Source organism: Streptomyces sp. NPDC029296, from assembly GCF_055569255.1.
The window spans coordinates 1-18,478 of sequence record NZ_JBVHXT010000033.1 but is presented as its reverse complement, the minus strand read 5'-3'; the positions used below and the strand labels follow the sequence as shown (position 1 = coordinate 18,478).

The window sequence follows — 18,478 nt, the reverse complement described above, 5'->3', positions numbered from 1 at the left end:
ATCTCCCCCCCCCCCCCCACCCCCCCCCCCCGGCCCCCCCCCCCCCCCCCCCCCCCCCCCCCCCCCCCCCCCCCCCCCCCCCCCCCCCCCGGCCACCGGTCCGTCCGCGCCCCCGTCCGCCCCGGCCCATGGTGACGCCGGAGGGACGGGGGCGGCGCGCGGAGCGGTCGTCCGCGTCAGATCACGCCCTGGGCGAGCATGGCGTCGGCGACCCGTTCGAAGCCGGCGATGTTCGCGCCGGTGACATAGTCACCCGGGGCGCCGTAGCGCTCCGCGGTCTCGTGGCAGGTCGCGTGGATGTCACGCATGATGTGCGCCAGTTCCTCCTCCACCCGGGCCGGCGGCCAGGCCGTGCGCGCGTGGTTCTGCGCCATCTCCAGAGCGCTGACCGCGACCCCGCCCGCGTTGGCGGCCTTGCCGGGGCCGAAGGCGACCCCCGCGCGCTGGAAAAGGTGCACCGCGTCGGGCGTGGTGGGCATGTTCGCGCCCTCGGCGACCACCTTCACGCCGTTGCGCACGAGCGTGGCCGCGTCGTTCTCGTCCAGTTCGTTCTGGGTGGCGGACGGCAGCGCGACATCGGCCGGTACCTCCCAGACGCGTCCGCCCGGCACGAACCGGGCCGAGGTCCCGCGCCGCTCGGCGTACTCTTCGATCCGCCCGCGCTCGACCTCCTTGACCTGCTTGAGCAGGTCGACGTCGATGCCCTTCTCGTCGACGACGTACCCGCTGGAGTCCGAGCACGTCAGCGGATTGGCACCGAGGGCGAGCAGCTTCTCGACGGTGTAGATCGCGACGTTGCCGGAGCCGGAGACGACCGCGGTCTGGCCCTCCAGGTCCTCGCCGCGCTCGCGCAACATCGCCGCCGCGAACAGCACACTGCCGTATCCCGTGGCCTCGGGCCGGATCGCCGAACCGCCCCACCCTGTTCCCTTGCCGGTCAGGACGCCGGCTTCCCAGCGGTTCGTGATCCGCCGGTACTGCCCGAACAGATAGCCGATCTCGCGTCCGCCGACCCCGATGTCACCGGCCGGCACGTCGGTGTGCTCACCGATGTGCCGGTACAGCTCCGTCATGAACGACTGGCAGAACCGCATGATCTCCGCGTCGCTGCGGCCGTGGGGGTCGAAGTCGCTGCCGCCCTTGCCGCCGCCGATACCGAGACCGGTCAGCGCGTTCTTGAAGATCTGCTCGAAACCGAGGAACTTGACGATCCCGAGGTTGACGGACGGGTGGAAACGCAGACCCCCCTTGTACGGGCCGAGCGCGCTGTTGAACTCCACCCGGAATCCCCGGTTGACGTGCACGCGCCCCTGGTCGTCCTGCCAGGGCACGCGGAAGATGACCTGGCGCTCCGGCTCACACAGCCGCTCGATGAGGCCTGGCTCGGCGAACTCCGGCCGTGCCGCCAGCACCGGCGCCAGCGTGTCCAGCACCTCGTGCACGGCCTGGTGGAACTCGGGTTGGGCGGGATTGCGCCGCTCGATCTCGGCACGCAGGGCGTCGAGCCGGGTCTTGCTCTGGTCTCGGGTCGTCACAGGGTCCCTCTCTGGCACGGCTGTCACCGGTACGAGACCGGCGAAGGGGCGCCCGGCTCCGTTGCCGCGCGCAGGACGGGGCCGCCCCGGACCCCTCGTCAGGTGTCACCCTGACCTCCGGAAACGGCCGGCCCCTCAGTGTTACCCCTGTGTAAACCCCGAGGCCAGCATGGTGCGCAACTGTCCGGAGTCTGAGATCACAGGCCGTCGCGACGGCCCTACGGCCGTGCCCGGAGCCGCCTGGCGTTCCGTCAGCGGTTCTCCCGTGGCGACCCTGTCCGCGCGGACCGGCCGGGGCCCGGAACTCACGATTCGGTTTCCATCGCCCGCAGCCATGCCCGGACGTCGTCGACGACCCGTCCCGATTCCTCGGTCACCCGGCCGTCCGCATCGGCGATCGGGCACTGCACGACCAGGCCGGCGAAGCCGGCGAGATCCATCATCGCCGACACCTCCGCGCGCTGACGAGAGTCGTACCGGGCGAAGTCGTCACACGCTTCGACCAGCGCGGTCAGTGACGGCAGCCCGCGTACCAGCAGGGACCGCAGGTCCTGCAGGACACAGCGCATGGCCGTGCCGCGCTCGCACAGGGCGGACGCCGCGTCCAACGCCTCGCTCCACCGCTCCAGGTCCCTCGCCCTGTGCTGCCGGGCGTCCGTGAGCGCTTGGGCCTGCCACCTCACGACGATTTCCCGCCAGAGGTCGGCCGAGGTCGTCCGGATCTCGGCCAGCACCTTCGCCCCGCCCGCCGTCCCGCCGCCGCCGACGGCTTCGGAACCTCCGGCCAACCGCGCCAATGCCGCGCTGCGGGCAGCCGCCCCGTGCAGGGTCCTGATCGCCCTGCCGGTGGAAGCGGTGCAGAAGGTACGCACTACGCGCAGGGTTCCTGCCTCGGCGACCCGGCTGACGACGAGGTGGCCGACCACCCCGAGGGCCACGCCGCCGGCCAGCTTGGCGACAGCGGACGGCACGGCACTCCTGCGCGGCCGTGGGAGATCGATGCCCCCCTCGTCGTGGACGGTCGGGTCTTCGATCGCGGGCGGTTCGACCAGATCCACGTGCTGGAGACGCCGAAGCAGATCGTGGAAGGGGACGAGTGCCTCGTCGTGGAGCGTCTGCCGTGCCTTCCGCAGGGCGGCGTCCTCCTCGGCGCATCGCTGCGCGAGCTCCTCGTGACGCTCCTTCAGACGCTTGTACCTCTGCGGTTTCGACTTCGCCGGCCCGGCGGTGTCGACTGGGTCGATGGCCATGTTCCCCCCTGGATGCCCGGCTCGGAGATCTTAGTGCCGCCCGGGCGGTCCTTCGCCCTGGTGTGGCATGCCGTGGCCGATCGAGTGCGGGGCCGTCCCCGTGGCCGGTGTCGGCCGCCGCCTGCTCCCTCGCCCTTCCGGTCAACGGGCACCGCCAGGTCGCGCGGGCGGCAATCCCCTGAAGGAGTGAGCAACCCTGATCGAACGAGTTTGAGTCGGGAACGCCCGGAGCCCTCATGGCCCCGCCCCGGCCTTGGAACATGCGTTCACGAGATGCCTCCGGCCGGACCGTGACGCGACCCGGTCGACAGCGTTTTTTAGAGCACCTGTGCCAGACCGACGCCCAGACGGAGGACACCATGCACCCCGAGCCCGCTCCCGCGCCGCGGCCTCCCGCAATCGAACGGCACCCCGACACCACCCGGCACGGCGTTGACGGTGCCGTGGTCACGAAACGCCTGGGCAAGGGGTGGGCGGCATGAACGAACCCACCGATGCACCAGCCGGCAGCGTCCCGGGACCGCGGGCCACCCCCGAAGGCCCGGCACCGTCCGCCGTGCCGCGGGACCGGCCCGACGACTCCCCCGCGGGCGGGCCGGGCGGCGCGGCGCGGACACCCGTGCCGGATCCGCAGATGCGCCACGTCGACCTGACGGGAAGCCGTGAGGCGGCCGGCCGGTCCATCAGGATGCGTGACATGGCCCGGCGCCTGCCCCAGCTGGTGCGCCGCTCGCTCGCGCTGGCCTGGCGGGTCGATCACCGGGCGACCGTCGGCCTCCTGCTGTGCCAGGCCGCCGCCGGCGTGATGCAGGCCCTCGGGCTGGTCGCCATCAGCGGCACCCTCACCGCGCTTTTGACCAGCGGCGACATCTACGACCGGCTCCTCGACGCCTGGCCGCCCGTCGCCCTGCTGGCCGGTGCTGCCGCCATGCGTGCCCTGCTGGGGATCACCGTCAACTGGCTGTCGGCGCGCCTCGGTCCGCTGATGTCCCGCGAGGCGGAGCAGATGCTGCTCGCCGGCTGCGCCGAAGCGGAGTTGTGCGCCTACGACGAGCCCGACTTCAACCGCGCCCGCGAGGCCGCCGACCGCGGCGCGCAGGTCACCGGCGACCTCATCGACGAGGGCCAGGACCTGATCGCCTCGGGTGCCGCCTTCCTCGCCGGCGCATTCGTGCTGGCCGGCGTGCACTGGATCCTGCTGCCGCTGCTGGTCGCGGCCAGCCTGCCCCAGGCCCTCGCCCAGGTCGGTGCCGCCCGGGCGCGCTACCTGGCGAACCTGCGCAGCCACGGCGACCAGCGGATGCTGTCGGTGCTGCGCTGGCACATCTACACCAGGGAGGCCGCCGACCAGATCCGCGCCGGCACCATGGCCGGCTTCCTGTCCGGGCGGTACCGGCAGACGGTCGCCCGGATCAACCGCGAGGACCGGGCCGCGGCCGACCAGGGTGCTCGCATGTCCCTGCTCGGAGCACTGTGCGGAGGGCTCGGATCAGCGGTGGTATGGGCCGCGGTGGTGTGGCTGCTGGCCACCGGCAGCATCAGTGTCGGGCACGCCGGCACCGCCGTCTTCGCCCTGCAGACGTCCGGTCAGGCGGTCCGCGGCCTGGTCGCCGTCGGGGCGCGTGCCGTGCGCACCGGCCTGTACATGGACGACTGGAGCGGCTTCCTCGACCAGGCCGGGGGCTTCCGCCTGCGCCGCGGCTCACACCGTCCCGGTCCGCCGGAGAGGATCGAGATCAAGTCGGTGACCCACCGCTACGCGGGCGAGGACCGTGACGCGGTGTCCGGGGTGTCGCTGACGCTGCGGCGCGGCGAGGTCACCGCCCTGGTCGGGTTCAACGGCTCGGGGAAGTCGACGCTGTCGAAACTGGTCGGCGGCCTGTACCTGCCCACCCGGGGCGAGGTGCTGTGGGACGGTGTGCCCACCGGTGACGTCGACCCCCAAGCCCTGTGGCAGCAGGTCGCCCTGGTGCCGCAGGAGTACGCGCGCTGGCCGCTGACCGTGCGGGAGAACGTGACCCAGGGGCAGCCCACGGCGCGCGGCGACGCCGCGGTGCGTGAGGCGTGTGAGGCCGCCGGCGCCGACGAGGTCGTCGACCGGCTCCGTGCCGGGCTGGACACCCTCCTGGCCCGCGAATGGCTGGGCGGGGAGGAGTTGAGCGGTGGCCAGTGGCAGCGCATCGCCCTCGCCAGGGCGTTCTTCCGGCCGGCCGGGCTGCTGGTGCTGGACGAGCCGACGGCGAACCTCGATCCCCGCGCCGAGTACCGGATCTTCCAGCGGCTGAGGAATCTGGCCCGGGACCGCGTCGTGCTGCTGGTGACCCACCGCATCACCAATGTCGCCGTCGCCGACCGGATCGTCGTCCTGGACGAGGGCAGGATCGTGCAAGAAGGCACCTACGCCCAGCTCGCCCGGCAGCCGGGCTTGTTCCGGCAGTTGCTGTCCTATCAGGTCACGTCCGAGCCGGACGGCGAGACGACGGGAGAACGCGCATGAGCCGCCCCATGGCGGCGGCGACGGCGATGCCGGACCAGGCGGTACCGCCCGGACCGTGCGGGTGAGCCGGCGCCACCGGTATCACGTCGGCTCGTCGCACGCCGATGCCCACAGCGCCACGTGAGCACCCCGACGCCCCGCTCGTGGCGGTCGGCCGGGCCGTAGAGTCGGAGTCGGCCGCCAGAGCCTGCTCGCGTGGGCCGAGCAGCCCGGCCCGGCGGGCGGGCGTCTCAGGGGGCGCAAGGTCCCGTTCCAGTCACCGCGTTCGCGCTGCGGGCGGTGTCGTACGAGCCGGTCGTACGCACTCTGGCCGAGGACGGCCTACGCACCATGGCGCACCCCGCGCGTACCCGTCCGCGGCGCGGCTTCACCGGCGAGCGCGAGCGCCGTTACACGATCGATGCGGTGCGCCCCCTTGGCGGCGGCCCCTCCGGTCGCGAGGAGGCCGGCCGTTTCCACAGCGTCCGCCGCGCCTCCCGCCCGCCCGAGGGCGCCGCGGGCCAAATGAAACGCGGGCCGTCCGGGAAACCGGAGGCGGACAATCCCGCAACAGAACGGCAACTTGGAGTCGGGAACTCCATATTCCGCCAGAGCTCTTTATACCCGGCCAAGAACTTCTTATTTGAGCGACCGGCGATATGGCTGATTAGGTTTGTTCCCGACAGCGGGCCCCGGCCCGGAAGACGACTTCAGTCCATGAGGGGGAAAAGTGACTGTCGTCCAAGAGGTTGCGTCACCAACCGCGGCCACCCATCCGAGTTATCTGCCCGTTCGCCTCGACGCGGGACGCGCGGACATTCTGAAGCTCCAGCGGCTGCTGCGGGACGGAGCGCGCGCACACAACGAGCAGTTCGACGAGGACGCTCACCTGAACGACGTCATTCCCAAGCCCTGGGGGTACGAGTACCGCGCCTATGTCGACGACTTCTTCGACCTGTGGGCGCTGCACATCGTCGGCGGGGCCGGCACCTCGGTGCACGTGCACCCCCGCAAGCTGACCTACCTGCTCTGCCTGGGCGGCCAGGGTGTCACGACCGGCGTGGACCGCGAGGATGTCCCGGTGCGGGCGGGCACCATCCTGCGCATCGCGCCCGGCGCCTTCCACGGCACCCGCAACACCGGTGACGACCCGCTGGAGCTCATCGAGGTCGAGGTGCCCCGCAACAAGTTCGACCTGATCCGCCTCCAGGACGAGTACGACCGCACCGGCAAGGGCTACGAGACCGTCTCCGTGGAGGAGCCCCGCCACCCCATGCGCAGCGTCCCCGCCTATCCGAACACGAAGATGCGGGCCCGGACGCCCGACGGCCGCTTCCGGTTCGACCTGCGCACCGGGATGGACATCTTCTACCGCCCCAGCGACCGGGACCTCTTCTACATTCCGCTGCACATTGCGGGCGCCGTGAACCGCGACGTGGAAATCCTCACCGGGCACCCCGAGGACACCCGCCGCCCGCAGACCGACAAGCAGTATCTCTGCATCAGCGGGAACGCCTGACAAACAGCAGGGGAATTCGGCCGTTCCAGCGGTCGTATCGAAAGAGCGGCACCGAAGGAAAAGGAAGAAAGAAATGTCGCGCAACGCTGTCATCATCACCGGCCCCGGCTTCCAGGACCACGACGTCGTCTTCACCTACTACCGCCTCCTGGAGGAGGGTTGGCACGTCGACGTGGCGACGAAGAACGCGGACGCCGTGACCGGCAAGTACGGAATTCCGCTGCCCATGGACAAGACCGCCCGTCCGCTCATCGCGTTCGAGGACCTCGCCGTCGACGAGTACGACGTCGTGATCCTCACCGGCGGTCACGAGGCGCCGGACCGCGTCCGCCAGGACCGGCTCGTCCTCGACTTCGTGGCCGGCATGGACAAGGCCGGCAAGGTCGTCGCGGGCCTGTGCCACGGCCCCTGGATCATGGTCAGCGCCGGCGTCCTCAAGGGCCGCAGGGCCTGCGCCTACATCGGGCTGCGCGACGACGTCATCAACGCCGGCGCCGATGTCGTCGACAGCGACGTGATCGTCGACGGCAACATCATCACCTGCTCCTACTACGGCTACATGGGCGCCTTCATGCGCGCGGTGTTCGAGACCACGGACAAGATCGCCACCGAGAAGCAGGCCGCGTGATGACCGCTCCCGGCGAACTGCTCGCCCTCGACTTCGACGGGGTCGTCTGCGACGCCCTGGAGGAGTGCGCGCTGGTGACGTGGCTGGGCGTTCACCCGCTCGACCCGTCGCTGACCGGCCCGGAGCACCTCGAGGCCGTACCGGAGGAGTTCGTGGCGCGATTCCGCACGGTACGCGACTACGCGCGGCTGCTCGACCACTTCGTGGTCGCGCATCTGCCGGAGTCCGCCGGCATCGCCGCGCAGGCCGACTTCGACCGGCTCTTCGACGCCCTGTCGCCGGACCACGTACGGCGGTTCACCGACACCGCCACCCGCGCGCGGGAATGGCTGCGCACGCGGGAGCCGGAGTTCTGGCTGGACCTGCACACGCTGTATCCGGGCATCCCCGACCTGTTGCGGCGCTACAGCGGATCGGTCGTCGTCGTCACCGCGAAGGACGCCGGCTCCGTGCACGCCATCCTGGCCCACCATGGGCTGGACGGGACGGTGGCCGAGGTGTTCGGCGAGTGCGCCCGCAAGGCCGAGGCCGTCCGCGAGGTCGGCGCCCGCTGGGGCGTGCCGCTGGAGCGGGTGACGTTCGTCGACGACAACCTCACCAACGCGGCACGGGTGGCCGGCACCGGCGCCCGCGTCCGGTGGGCGCAGTGGGGCTACCAGACCCCCGAGCACCGCGCCGAGGCCGAGCGGCTCGCCCTGACGCCGCTGCACCTGGCCGACCTCGCCTCGCTCACCCCCGTGGCGGCCTGACCCAGGCCACCCGAGGGCCGGCCCAGGGCCCCCCGGGCCACCCCAGGGGGCCCTGACGCCACCTCAGGGCCACGCCAGGGCTGCCTCGGAGGCGACCACCGCCTCCGGGGCAGCCCGCGCCCGCCCTGTCTCCTCCTTGCCGTCACCCCCAGTCCGTCCCGTCCGAGCCCGGAGTCCTCGATCATGACCGCCGCAGATCCGATCACTTCGCCCACGCCCGTGCACCCCCCGAAGCCGGCGGTGCCGCGTACGGCGTTCGGGGTCCAGCTCGGCCTGCTGACCTTCCTGGCCGTCGCCGTCCCCGCACAGCTGTACCTGGCCATCCCCGTGGCCGACACCATGCGCGGCGTCTTCCACGTCGGCGGCGAGTCGGCCGCTTGGACGGGCAGCGCCTTCTCGCTGGCCTACGCGGTGGGCTTCCTGCTCTTCGGCCCGCTGTCCGACCGGTACGGGCGCCGTCCCACGCTCGCCCTCGGCGCCCTCGCCACCGCGGTCGCCACCGCGGCCACCTCCCTGAGCCCGTCCTTCGGCTGGTTCCTCGCCTTCCGGGTCCTGCAGGGCCTGGCCGCCGCCAGCTTCGCCCCGGTCGCGCTCGCCTACGTCGCCGAGCACGCCCCGGCCGCCCGCCGCCCCCTCGCGCTGTCCGTACTGACCACGGGGCTGCTCGGCGCGGGCCTCGCCGGGCAGGCGTACGGCCAGTCGCTCGGTACCGAGAGCGCGTGGCGGGCCGCCTTCTGGATCCCGGCCCTGCTGTACGCGGCGGCGGCGATCGCGCTGTACCGGCTGCTCGCCCCGTCGGCCCCCGACGCCTCGGCGAGCGTGCGCGGTGTCCTCGCCGCGCTGCGGCGCCTGCTGCGGGAGCCCGCCGCGCTCGCGGTGTTCGCCTCCGCGCTCACGGTGTTCGGGAGCTTCGTCGCCCTGTACGCGGTCCTCGACGTCCACCTGGGCGACCGTCTCGGCTACACCGGCGGTCAGTTGCTCGGTGTGCAGGGCATCGGCGCGCTGGGCCTGGCCGTCGCCCCGGTCGTCAACCGGCTCGCCGGCGGACGCGGTCCGCGCTTCCTGGCCGTGTCCGGCTTCCTCACGGCGCTGTGCGGCCTGCTGCTGGCCCAGGTCACGGCCGCGTCCGCGGTGCTGATCGCGGGGACCGTCGTCTTCGTCGGCGGCATCGGCCTCGTCGTCCCTGGCCTGGTCGGCCTGCTGCACCAGATCGTGCCGTACGCGCGGGGAGCGGCCGTCTCCGTCAACACCACGGTGCTGTTCATCGGGGCCTCGCTCGGCCAGGTCCTGGCCGCGGGCGCCTCCTACCACGCCACCCTCGGTGTGCTGTCCGCCGCCGTCCTGCTCGCCGCCGGCGCGGTGGCCGCCACCGCCAGGCTGACGCCGGCCGGGTGAGCGGCGGGGCAGCAGCCGCCCGCCGCATGAGCGCGCCCCCTTTCCTTCTCCCGCCCCGCTCCTTCCGGAGGCATGCCATGCAGTCCGCCCGTCGGCTCCGCCCGCCCCTCGTCGCCCCGGCCGCCGCGGTCCCCGCGCTCCCCGCGGTGGCTCACGACGGCACGCACGGCACCCAGCGGTGCACACGCTCGCCCGTCCGGACCTGTGCGCCGGCCGGCAGCCGGCCGCCGGAGAACCTGGCGCCGGAGGAGGACGACACGCCCGCGCCGCACAGCGGGGTCTTCGCCGCCGGCATCCCCCGCGCCGCGGGCTCCCTGTGCGTGACGCCGAGCACCGGCCAGGTCGAGGCGGCCGGCGTCTGGCGGATCACCGGGGGCCGGCGCCCGGCGCGGATCACCGCCCTCCCGGCCGGCGCCCCGCTCAACGGGCGGGCCGGCGAAGGACGCACCGGCCGGATCCGCGCCGCCGGCCCGGCGTGGGCCACCATCCGGCGCGTCCCGCCGCGGGGCGGTGCCGCGACCGCCTGGTACCCCTCGAACGCCCCTGCCCCGGCCGCGGGCTTCCCCGGCGTCAACGGGGTGAAGGTGCGCCGCGGGTCCGTCCGGGCGGCCGACCCGGACGCCTGCTCCCTGCCGCGCATCCCCGTGCGGGGAAACGGCGCCCCGGGCACCCCGCGGGCCGCCGCCACCGGGCTCGGAGCCGTGGACGACTTCGCCTGCACCGGGCGCGGGGACACCGCCCCGGTCACGGACATCAAGGACGGCTCGCTGCCGCGGGCCGGCCCCCCGGCCGTACGACGACCGTGCTCACGGCGGCGGACGGGTTCCGCGGCCCCACGGCCGTCGCCGTCCGGGGCGGCCGGTCCGTCGCCACCAGCGTCGCCTGCTCCACCCGGCAGGACTCCCACATCACGAGCGTCCGGCTGTCCGGCCGACGCCGTCCGACGGAGGCTGAGGAACAGTGTCATCATCGGCCGCCCGGATTCCGGCCCAGGGCCACGACCGGCGGCTCCCGCGCATCGCGGGGCCGTCAGGCCTGGTCGTCTTCGGCATCACGGGCGATCTGTCCAGGAAGAAACTCATCCCCGCCGTCTACGACCTCGCCCACCGCGGGCTGCTGCCGCCGGGCTTCTCGCTGATCGGGTTCGCCCGCCACGAGGCCACCGGCCAGGACTTCGTGCACCTCGCCCGGGAGGCGGCGCGCGTGCACGCCCGTACCCCGTTCCGCGCCGAGGTCTGGGCGCAGATCGAGGAGGGGCTGCGCTTCGTCCAGGGCGACGCCGACGACGATGCCGCCTTCCGCCTCCTGCGCAAGGAGATGCGGTCCCTGCCGGGCACGGGCGGCAACTTCGCCTTCTACCTGTCGGTGCCGCCGAAGGTGTTCCCGGTGGTCGTACGGCAGTTGCAGAGGCACGGCCTGGCCGACGCGCCCGAGGGCTCCTGGCGGCGGGCGGTGATCGAGAAGCCGTTCGGCCACGACCTGGCCGGCGCCCGCGCGCTGAACGCGATCGTGCACGAGGTGTTCGACCCGGAGCAGGTCTTCCGCATCGACCACTACCTCGGCAAGGAGACCGTCCAGAACATCCTGGCGCTGCGCTTCGCCAACACCGTGTTCGAACCGATCTGGAACCGTGCCTACGTCGACCACGTGCAGATCACCATGGCGGAGGACATCGGCATCGGCGGCCGGGCCGGGTACTACGACGGCATCGGCGCCGCCCGTGACGTCATCCAGAACCACCTGCTCCAGCTCCTCGCGCTGACCGCGATGGAGGAGCCCGCCTCCTTCGGCGCCGACGCGCTCGCCGCCGAGAAGGCCAAGGTGCTCGGCGCGGTCCGGCTGCCCGGGGACCCGGGCCGTGACACCGTGCGCGGCCAGTACACCGCCGGCTGGCAGGGCGGCGCGAGGGCCGTCGGCTACTTGGAGGAGGAGGGCATCGACCCCGACTCCACCACCGACACCTACGCCGCGATCAAGCTGGGCATCGACAACCGCCGCTGGGCGGGCGTCCCCTTCTACCTGCGCACCGGCAAGCGCCTCGGCCGCCGCGTCACCGAGATCGCGGTCGTCTTCCAGCGCGCCCCGCACGCGCCGTTCGACCGGGAGCCGGGACAGAACACGGTCGTGATCCGGGTCCAGCCCGACGAGGGGATGACCGTGCGGTTCGGGTCGAAGGTGCCGGGCACCTCGATGGAGATCCGGGACGTGTCCATGGACTTCGCCTACGGCGAGTCCTTCACGGAGTCCAGCCCGGAGGCGTACGAGCGGCTCCTCCTCGACGTGCTGCTCGGCGACGCCAACCTCTTCCCGCGCACGGAGGAGGTCGAACTGTCCTGGAGGATCCTCGACCCGATCGAGGAGTACTGGGCCACCCACGGCAGGCCGGTACCGTACCGGGCCGGCACCTGGGGGCCCGACGAGGCGGACGAGATGCTCGCACGAGACGGACGGAGCTGGCGCAGGCCATGAGGACCGACCCGACCGACCTGAAGGACACCACCGCCGCGGAGATCCACCAGGCCCTGGTGCGGGGCCGCCGCGCCCTCGGCGCCCCGGCCGCGGGCCTGGTGCTCACGCTCGTCGTCGTCGCCGACCGGGCGCACGCCGACCGTGCCCTGACGGTGGCCCGGGAGGCATTCGCGGGGACACCGTCCAGGGTGATCGTCGCCGTGGCCGCCGGGCGCGCCGCCGAGCCGGGGCTGGACGCGGAAGTCCGCTGCGGGGTCGTGGAGACGATCGTGCTGCGGCTGCGCGGAGAACTGTCCCGGCACCCCGAGGCGGCGGTCCTGCCGCTCCTCCCGGCCGACACGCCCGTGGTGGTGTGGTGGCCGTACGACGCGCCCCGGGCGCCGGCCCGCACGCCGCTCGGCCGGGCGGCCGACCTGCGGCTGGTGGACACGGCGACGGACCCGCACCCGGTGGCCGCCCTCACCCGCGGGGCCGGCCACCACGCCCCCGGCGACGTCGACCTGGCGTGGATCCGCACCGGATGGTGGCGTGCCTCGCTGCTGGCGCTGCTGCGGGACAGGCCCGGCCCCTGGACTGCGGCGAGCGTGCTGCACGGCGCGCGGCAGGACGCCTCGGCCCTGCTGCTGGCACGCTGGCTGTCCGGGCGGGCCCGGATCCCCACCGCGCTGGGGTCCCTGCCGGGCGGGCGGGGCATCAGCGGGGTGCGCCTGGCGGGGCCCCGGCCCGTGTCGCTGCACCTGACGGACGACCATGCCGTGTGGGCCGCCGGGGCCCACGGCACCTACCGGCTGGCGCGCCCGCGCATCACGGACGCGGCCGTACTGCGGGAGGCGGCGGCCCACTTCGGCCCCGACCCCGCCTACGCGTCCGTCCTTTTCCCCTCCACCGGCACGACGACCGCCTTCACGAAGACCACCGGTACGACGACCACCGACACGATGACTCTGGAGCCGATATGACCACATCCGCCGGGCAGCGCGTCCTTTTCGTCCTCACCAGCCGGGGAAGCCTCGGTGCGACCGGCCGTCCAACGGGTTTCCACCTGGGGGAAACCGTCGAACCGTGGCGGATTCTGCGCGATGCCGGTCATGCGGTGGACTTCGTCTCCGTCGCGGGCGGACGGCCGCCCGTGATCGGACACGATCCCGACGACGAAACGCACCGGGCCTTTCTCTCGCACCCGGAAGGCGGAGCGCTTCTCGACCACTGCCCGCGCCCCGAAGGAGTGGATCCGGGCGACTATCGCGGGGTCTACTTCGTCGGCGGCCACGGCACCATGTGGGATTTCCGGGGCAACGACGCCCTGCACACGCTCATTCGTACCGTCCATGGAACCGGGGGCGTCGTCGCGGCGATCTGCCACGGCCCGGCCGCGCTGGTCGACGTACGGCTCTCCACGGGGGAGTACCTGCTGGCCGGCCAGGCCGTCACCGCCTTCTCCAACGAGGGCGAGGCGGCCCGCGGGCTGGACACCGTGGTGCCCTTCTCCCTCCAGGACGCGCTGGAGGCCAACGGCGCGGCGTACTCCTGCGCCCCCGGCCGGCAGCCGCACGTGGTGGTCGGCGACCGCCTGGTCACCGGCCAGAACCCCGCGTCCGCGGCACCGCTGGGCCACCGTGTCGCGGAGCTGCTCGCGGCCTGACCGCGGCGGACAGTACGGAGCCGGCACCGTTCGCGGTGCCGGCTCCGCGGTGTTCCGCCCGCGCGGTGACGTCACACCTCCCGGTAGAGGGCCACCTCGCGCTCGGCGAGCAGCGGGACGGCCCCCTCCGTCACCAGCCGCCGGTAGTGGTCGCTGCTCTTGTGGCGCTCCAGCGCGCTTTCGTCGGAATAGCTCTCGAAAAGGACGAAGGCCCGCGGATCGTCCAGTGACCGCACCGGCTGGTACGACAGACAGCCGGGCTCGGCGCGACTCGCCTCGGACACGGCGGGGAGGAGTTCCGCCAATTCCTCCTCGTGGCCGGTCCGGGCAACCCATTTGGCGACGACGTAAATCGGCATCGATCCGCTCCCTTGGTATTCCGGTCGGCCTTCTGCCCGACGGTACTGCGATCATAGAGCCGACTGGATCAGCGGCGGGACATAGGGAATTGCATTACTCCGATAATCACTGGCCCGAATGCATCGGTGTACACGGCGACCCGGTCAGGCCCGCGCGGCCCGGGGTGCCCTTCGCGCCCAGCCGCCGGGCAGGGGAGCACCCGTGGCGATCCGCATGGCCGTCGCGGCGAGTTCCGCCGCCGAGGCGGGATTCTGGCCGGTGACCAATGAGCCGTCGACGACCACATGGCTGGTGAACGGCTCACCCGACTCGTACCGGGCACCCCGTTTCACCAGGGCCTCGTCGAGGAAGTACGGCATCACCTCGGCCAGGCCGACGGCTTGCTCCTCCTGCTGGGAGAAGGCGGTCAGGCGGCGCCCGTCCACCAGGTGACGGCCGTCCGGCAGCCGCACGTTGAGCAGCGCGCCGACACCGTGGCACACGGCGGCCAGCACGCCGTCCCCGGCGCAGTACGCGGACAGGAAGCGGATCAGGCCCTCGTGCTCGGGCAGGTCCAGGATCGAGCCGTGCCCGCCGGCGACGAAGACGGCGCCGAACGCGTCCGGTTCCAGGCCGTCGACCGTGGCGGTGTCCGTCAGCCGTGCCCGGACGGTGCCGTCCTCCAGGAACATGCGCTGCGGCGGGTCCGAGCGGTCGACGCCGCCCATCGGGGGCCGGCCGCCGGCCGCGCTGACGAATTCGACGTCCCAGCCGGCAGCCGTGAGCGCCAGCCAGGGGTATGCGGCCTCGGGGAGCCAGAATCCTGCGGGCCGGCCGTTGGGCAGCCGCTCGACACTGCTCAGGACAATGAGTCCCGTGCGGACGGCGGTGGGCATCATGGCCTCACTTTCCAGTACTTCACGGCCCAGGTGGCAGGCCACCGGCGGCCGGGCGCAGGTGAGCACCATACTTCAGATTTACGGTCCCTTGAAGGCCGGGGAATGGTATCCGTCACGCCATAAAGAGCCGTATAGGGGCGATGCGATCCCATATTTGAAGCCCCTGGTCCGGCAGCCTAGATTCGATGGCGTCGAGGACGGCACGGGTCGTCCGTATTCAATGACGCCTCATTTCCACACTCCTGGAGAGCCCTCATGTCCAAGAAGGTCCTCTTCGCCCTGACGAGCCACGACACGCTGGGCGACACCGGCCGCAAGACCGGCTTCTACGTCCCCGAGGTGGCCCACCCCGCCGAGGTGTTCCGCAGGGCCGGGTACGAGATCGCGTACGTGTCCGTCCGGGGCGGCGCCGCTCCGCAGGACGGTGTCAACCCGGACGACGCCGTCGTGGCGTCCTTCCTCGCCGACGAGGGCAGCCGGCAGGCGCTGGCGGCCACCCCGGCCCCGCAGGACGTGCGGGCCGAGGACTACGACGCCATCTACTTCGCGGGCGGGCACGGCACGATGTGGGACTTCCCGGAGTCCAAGGAGCTCGCCGAGCTGGCCGCCGGCATCTACGAGCGCGGCGGTGTCGTCGCCGCCGTGTGCCACGGCCCGGCCGGCCTGGTCAACATCAAGCTCGGCGACGGCAGCTACCTGGTCGACGGCAAGCGGGTCTCCTCCTTCACCAACGAGGAGGAGGCCGCGGTGGGGCTCACCGAGGTGGTGCCGTTCCTGCTGGAGTCCAAGCTGGCCGAGCGCGGCGCGAAGATCACCAAGGCCCCGAACTTCGCCGCGCACGCGGTGGCCGACTCCCGCCTCGTGACGGGCCAGAACCCGGCCTCGGCGGCCCGCGTCGCCGAGCTGGTCGTCGAGGAACTCGCCACGGCCTGATCCCGGTGCAGGCCGGGCAGGCCGGGCGAGGACCGGCGCCGAATCCCCCGGGCGCCCCCGTCCTCGCTCCGCCCGCCCGGCCCTGGGGCACCACACGGCCGGGCTCACCGGCAAGCGCGAAGTGATGTCGGCCACACCTGCCCCGATTGCGTGACCCCGCTGGCACTGTGGGTCACTGTGATCCGGGGTTGTCCGCACGACCGCGCGGGCATGGCCTGCGGAACCACCGGGGGATGGCTTGACCGTACAACTGAACTGGCTGCGCACGTTCGTGACCGTGTACCGCCTCGGCTCCTTCACCAAGGCGGCGCAGAAGCTGGGCATGTCGCAGCCGGCGGTCACACACCAGATCCGCAATCTGGAACGGGAGGTGGGCCGACCGCTCTTCGAGCGGCTCCCGCACGGCGCCCAGCCCACCGCGGCGGCCGACGGTCTCCTGAGGCAGGTCCAGGGTCCGGTCGACGCGCTCAGCCACACCGTGGAGTCCTCCTTCGGCAAGGAGGCACCGCGCCGGCCCCTCTATGTCGGCGGCCCCGTGGAGCTGATGACGACCCGGGTCATCCCCGCGGTCAGCGACCTGATCCCCGAGGGCATCCAGTTCCGGTTCGTGTTCGGCCTGGCCGACGATCTCCTGGCGCAGCTCTACGACGGGGAGCTGGACCTCGTCCTGTCGACGGTCCGCCCCAGGGCCCGCGGGCTTTCCGCGACGCCGCTGTTCGACGAGGAGTTCGTCCTGCTGGCCTCCGACGAGCTGGCGGCGCGGATCCCGCGCGAGAAGCTGGAGGCCGAGGGCCCCGCCGCGCTGGACGGCATTCCGTGGATCTCCTACGCCGAGTCCCTGCCGATCATCCGCCGCTACTGGCGGACCGTCTTCGACTCCACCCCCGCCCTGACCCCCGCCGTCGTCGTGCCCGACCTGCGCGGAGCGCTGGCCGCGGTGAAGTCGTCGGCGGGGATCTCGGTGCTGCCGACCTACCTGTGCGCCGAGGAGATCGCCGACGGGGAGGTCGTCCCCCTCCTCGAACCCGATGTGCCGCCCATCAACACCTTCTATCTGGCGCTCCGCCAGGGCGAACCGGCCCAGCCCGACCTCACCGTCCTGCACGGCCACCTGCTGCTGAAGGGCCGCCTGTGGTCCTGAGCGGACCTTCTCGCTCACCGTCGGCGTCGGCGACACTCGTGTCAGCGTGCGGCCGGTCGCGTCAGGCCGGACCGGGCTCCTGCCGGGGCCGGGCCCGCATCAGGAGGCCGGTGGGGTTGTTGGTGGAGGTCATGACGCCCCGTACCCGCGCTCCGGGCACGGGTTCCAGGCGCCATCGGCCGACCACGGCCGCGGTCACCGCCGTCATCTCCATGCGCGCGTAGGAGTCCCCGATGCACCGGTGGCCGCCCGCGCCGAACGGGACGAACGCGCCGCGCGGGACGGGCGGCCGATCGGGCAGCCAGCGGTCCGGGTCGAAGCGGGTGGGATCGGGGAACAGGCGTGGGTTGCGGTGCAGGACCAGGGCGCTGAAGAGGAACTCGGTGCCGGCGGGGAAGTGGTGGCCGCCCAGTTCGACGTCGGTGACGGCCCGCCGGATGGTCATCCCTCCGGGATTGCGCATGCGCAGGGCCTCGTCGAGCACGCGGCGGGTGTACGGGAGCCGGGTCAGTTCCTCGGGCGCCGGGCAGCCTGCGGCCAGGTGCCGGAGTTCCGTGTGGAGCTCGTGGTCGACGTCCGGGTTCCGCCCGAGTTCGTGGAAGAGCCAGGCGAGGCCCCCGGCGGCGGTTTCGGTACCGGCGACCAGCAGCGTCATGAGCTCGTCGTGGACCTGCCGGTCGGTCATGGCCTCGCCGCCGTCGCCGTCCTGGGACGCGAGGAGCATCGACAGCAGGTCCGGGTCCTCCGTCCGGGGGGCCTCGCGCCGGGTGCGGATGAGGTGGTCGATGGCGCGGCGCAGGCGCCGGTGCGCGTCCGCGAGTCGCCGGTTGCCCGGGGTCGGGAGGCGGTGCCACAGGTCGGTGGGGTCCAGTACGCGGGTGTACATGCCGCGCAGGACGATGGGCATGGCGTGGTGGATGTCGGCGCTCGGCTCGTCGTCCAGCGCGGTGGAGAACAGCGTCGCGGTCACCACGGAAAGGGAGAGGTCGTGCATCTCGCGCGTGACGTCGAGGATGTGGCCGGGCCGCCAGGAAGCAGCCCGTTCGGCGGCGATCCGCGCCATGGTGCGGGCGTAGCGGGCGATCTGGCGACTGTGGAAGGCCGGCTGCATCAATCGCCGCTGGCGGAGATGGAAGGAGCCTTCGGACGTCGCCAGGCCCTGGCCGAGGTAATCGTGCAGTTTCTCGAAGGAGCGGCCCTTGGCGTACCGGGCCGCGTCGGTGACCAGGACGCGGTTGACCAGTTCCGGGGCGGCCAGGACGTAGGTGGGCCTGGGACCCAGGTGGACTGCCACCAGGCCGTCGTACGCGGCCAGGGTGTCGAGGAATTCCAGGGGGCGGCGCAACAGGGCTAGTACTGCAACGGTGTTTGTGCTGAGTGCTGGGCAGTTTTCAGGGGCTGTGTCCGCGTCGTTTGTAGTGGCTGATGCGGGCTTGATACTGGCGTCGTCGGCGCCAGGTCGACCAGTGCAGCACGTGGCCAATCGGGGTGGGCCGGCGGTCG

The 18,478-nt window shown here is 72.6% G+C and carries 16 protein-coding genes; 10 read left to right on the top strand and 6 right to left on the bottom strand.

The window, feature by feature from the left end; translation table 11 throughout:
• Positions 1–176 precede the first annotated feature (176 nt).
• Complete coding sequence (gene gdhA, locus ACZ4W9_RS26795; RefSeq protein WP_467940067.1) at positions 177–1,535, bottom strand: NADP-specific glutamate dehydrogenase; 1,359 nt, start codon at positions 1,533–1,535, stop codon at positions 177–179.
• 305 nt (positions 1,536–1,840) lie between these two features.
• Positions 1,841–2,785 (bottom strand): hypothetical protein, encoded by a 945-nt coding sequence (locus ACZ4W9_RS26790; RefSeq protein WP_467940066.1) that lies wholly within the window; start codon positions 2,783–2,785, stop codon positions 1,841–1,843.
• A 634-nt stretch (positions 2,786–3,419) separates the two neighbouring features.
• On the opposite strand from ACZ4W9_RS26790, the gene ACZ4W9_RS26785 reads away from it, so the two are divergent.
• The 5 genes from ACZ4W9_RS26785 to ACZ4W9_RS26765 all read left to right on the top strand — a co-directional run bounded on the left by ACZ4W9_RS26785 (position 3,420) and on the right by ACZ4W9_RS26765 (position 9,552).
• Entirely contained in the window at positions 3,420–5,282 is a 1,863-nt protein-coding gene (locus ACZ4W9_RS26785) for an ABC transporter ATP-binding protein (protein ID WP_467940176.1), read from the top strand.
• A 709-nt stretch (positions 5,283–5,991) separates the two neighbouring features.
• Positions 5,992–6,780 carry a cupin domain-containing protein gene (locus tag ACZ4W9_RS26780; protein ID WP_467940064.1) on the top strand — a complete coding sequence of 263 codons (789 nt, stop codon included), beginning with the start codon at positions 5,992–5,994 and terminating at the stop codon, positions 6,778–6,780.
• A gap of 73 nt (positions 6,781–6,853) precedes the next feature.
• The gene (locus tag ACZ4W9_RS26775) at positions 6,854–7,408 is read left to right on the top strand and encodes a DJ-1/PfpI family protein (RefSeq protein ID WP_467940063.1); all 555 of its coding nucleotides are present in this window, start codon (positions 6,854–6,856) and stop codon (positions 7,406–7,408) included.
• Positions 7,408–8,157, top strand: a complete 750-nt coding sequence (locus ACZ4W9_RS26770) for an HAD family hydrolase (RefSeq protein ID WP_467940062.1) — start codon at positions 7,408–7,410, stop codon at positions 8,155–8,157. Before ACZ4W9_RS26775 ends, ACZ4W9_RS26770 begins: the two co-directional genes overlap by 1 nt.
• 183 nt (positions 8,158–8,340) lie before the next feature.
• Entirely contained in the window at positions 8,341–9,552 is a 1,212-nt protein-coding gene (locus ACZ4W9_RS26765) for an MFS transporter (RefSeq protein WP_467940060.1), read from the top strand.
• 151 nt (positions 9,553–9,703) lie between these two features.
• Here the strand turns inward: ACZ4W9_RS26765 and ACZ4W9_RS26760 are convergent, their stop codons facing one another.
• Positions 9,704–9,949 (bottom strand): hypothetical protein, encoded by a 246-nt coding sequence (locus ACZ4W9_RS26760; RefSeq protein WP_467940059.1) that lies wholly within the window; start codon positions 9,947–9,949, stop codon positions 9,704–9,706.
• Positions 9,950–10,512: 563 nt separating this feature from the next.
• On the opposite strand from ACZ4W9_RS26760, the gene zwf reads away from it, so the two are divergent.
• Genes zwf through ACZ4W9_RS26745 form a run of 3 tightly spaced genes read left to right on the top strand, consistent with a single transcriptional unit; the run spans position 10,513 to position 13,663 of the window.
• Positions 10,513–12,021, top strand: coding sequence for a glucose-6-phosphate dehydrogenase (gene zwf / locus ACZ4W9_RS26755; RefSeq protein ID WP_467940057.1), 1,509 nt, complete (start codon positions 10,513–10,515; stop codon positions 12,019–12,021).
• Complete coding sequence (locus ACZ4W9_RS26750; RefSeq protein ID WP_467940056.1) at positions 12,018–12,980, top strand: glucose-6-phosphate dehydrogenase assembly protein OpcA; 963 nt, start codon at positions 12,018–12,020, stop codon at positions 12,978–12,980. Before zwf ends, ACZ4W9_RS26750 begins: the two co-directional genes overlap by 4 nt.
• A complete protein-coding gene (locus tag ACZ4W9_RS26745) occupies positions 12,977–13,663 on the top strand; it encodes a type 1 glutamine amidotransferase domain-containing protein (protein WP_467940054.1) in 687 nt (228 codons plus the stop codon). The genes ACZ4W9_RS26750 and ACZ4W9_RS26745 overlap by 4 nt, the downstream gene beginning before the upstream one ends.
• A 71-nt stretch (positions 13,664–13,734) precedes the next feature.
• On the opposite strand, the gene ACZ4W9_RS26740 is transcribed toward ACZ4W9_RS26745, so the two are convergent.
• Both ACZ4W9_RS26740 and ACZ4W9_RS26735 read right to left on the bottom strand, forming a co-directional pair.
• Complete coding sequence (locus ACZ4W9_RS26740) at positions 13,735–14,022, bottom strand: putative quinol monooxygenase (RefSeq protein WP_467940052.1); 288 nt, start codon at positions 14,020–14,022, stop codon at positions 13,735–13,737.
• Between the two features lie 144 nt (positions 14,023–14,166).
• The gene (locus ACZ4W9_RS26735; RefSeq protein WP_467940051.1) at positions 14,167–14,901 is read right to left on the bottom strand and encodes a type 1 glutamine amidotransferase domain-containing protein; all 735 of its coding nucleotides are present in this window, start codon (positions 14,899–14,901) and stop codon (positions 14,167–14,169) included.
• Positions 14,902–15,156: 255 nt separating this feature from the next.
• On the opposite strand from ACZ4W9_RS26735, the gene ACZ4W9_RS26730 reads away from it, so the two are divergent.
• Both ACZ4W9_RS26730 and ACZ4W9_RS26725 read left to right on the top strand, forming a co-directional pair.
• A complete protein-coding gene (locus ACZ4W9_RS26730; RefSeq protein WP_467940050.1) occupies positions 15,157–15,834 on the top strand; it encodes a type 1 glutamine amidotransferase domain-containing protein in 678 nt (225 codons plus the stop codon).
• A 238-nt stretch (positions 15,835–16,072) separates the two neighbouring features.
• Complete coding sequence (locus ACZ4W9_RS26725; RefSeq protein ID WP_467940049.1) at positions 16,073–16,975, top strand: LysR family transcriptional regulator; 903 nt, start codon at positions 16,073–16,075, stop codon at positions 16,973–16,975.
• Positions 16,976–17,036: 61 nt separating this feature from the next.
• Here ACZ4W9_RS26725 and ACZ4W9_RS26720 read toward each other — a convergent pair whose 3' ends face one another.
• Positions 17,037–18,320 (bottom strand): cytochrome P450, encoded by a 1,284-nt coding sequence (locus ACZ4W9_RS26720; protein ID WP_467940047.1) that lies wholly within the window; start codon positions 18,318–18,320, stop codon positions 17,037–17,039.
• Positions 18,321–18,478 lie beyond the last annotated feature (158 nt).

Coding starts and splice junctions, on each gene's coding strand:
- ACZ4W9_RS26765 (WP_467940060.1), top strand. CDS start 8,341: ATGACCGCCGCAGATCCGATCACTTCGCCCACGCCCGTGCACCCCCCG.
- ACZ4W9_RS26735 (WP_467940051.1), bottom strand. CDS start 14,901: ATGATGCCCACCGCCGTCCGCACGGGACTCATTGTCCTGAGCAGTGTC.
- ACZ4W9_RS26790 (WP_467940066.1), bottom strand. CDS start 2,785: ATGGCCATCGACCCAGTCGACACCGCCGGGCCGGCGAAGTCGAAACCG.
- ACZ4W9_RS26745 (WP_467940054.1), top strand. CDS start 12,977: ATGACCACATCCGCCGGGCAGCGCGTCCTTTTCGTCCTCACCAGCCGG.
- ACZ4W9_RS26785 (WP_467940176.1), top strand. CDS start 3,420: ATGCGCCACGTCGACCTGACGGGAAGCCGTGAGGCGGCCGGCCGGTCC.
- ACZ4W9_RS26740 (WP_467940052.1), bottom strand. CDS start 14,022: ATGCCGATTTACGTCGTCGCCAAATGGGTTGCCCGGACCGGCCACGAG.
- ACZ4W9_RS26770 (WP_467940062.1), top strand. CDS start 7,408: ATGACCGCTCCCGGCGAACTGCTCGCCCTCGACTTCGACGGGGTCGTC.
- ACZ4W9_RS26750 (WP_467940056.1), top strand. CDS start 12,018: ATGAGGACCGACCCGACCGACCTGAAGGACACCACCGCCGCGGAGATC.
- ACZ4W9_RS26730 (WP_467940050.1), top strand. CDS start 15,157: ATGTCCAAGAAGGTCCTCTTCGCCCTGACGAGCCACGACACGCTGGGC.
- ACZ4W9_RS26775 (WP_467940063.1), top strand. CDS start 6,854: ATGTCGCGCAACGCTGTCATCATCACCGGCCCCGGCTTCCAGGACCAC.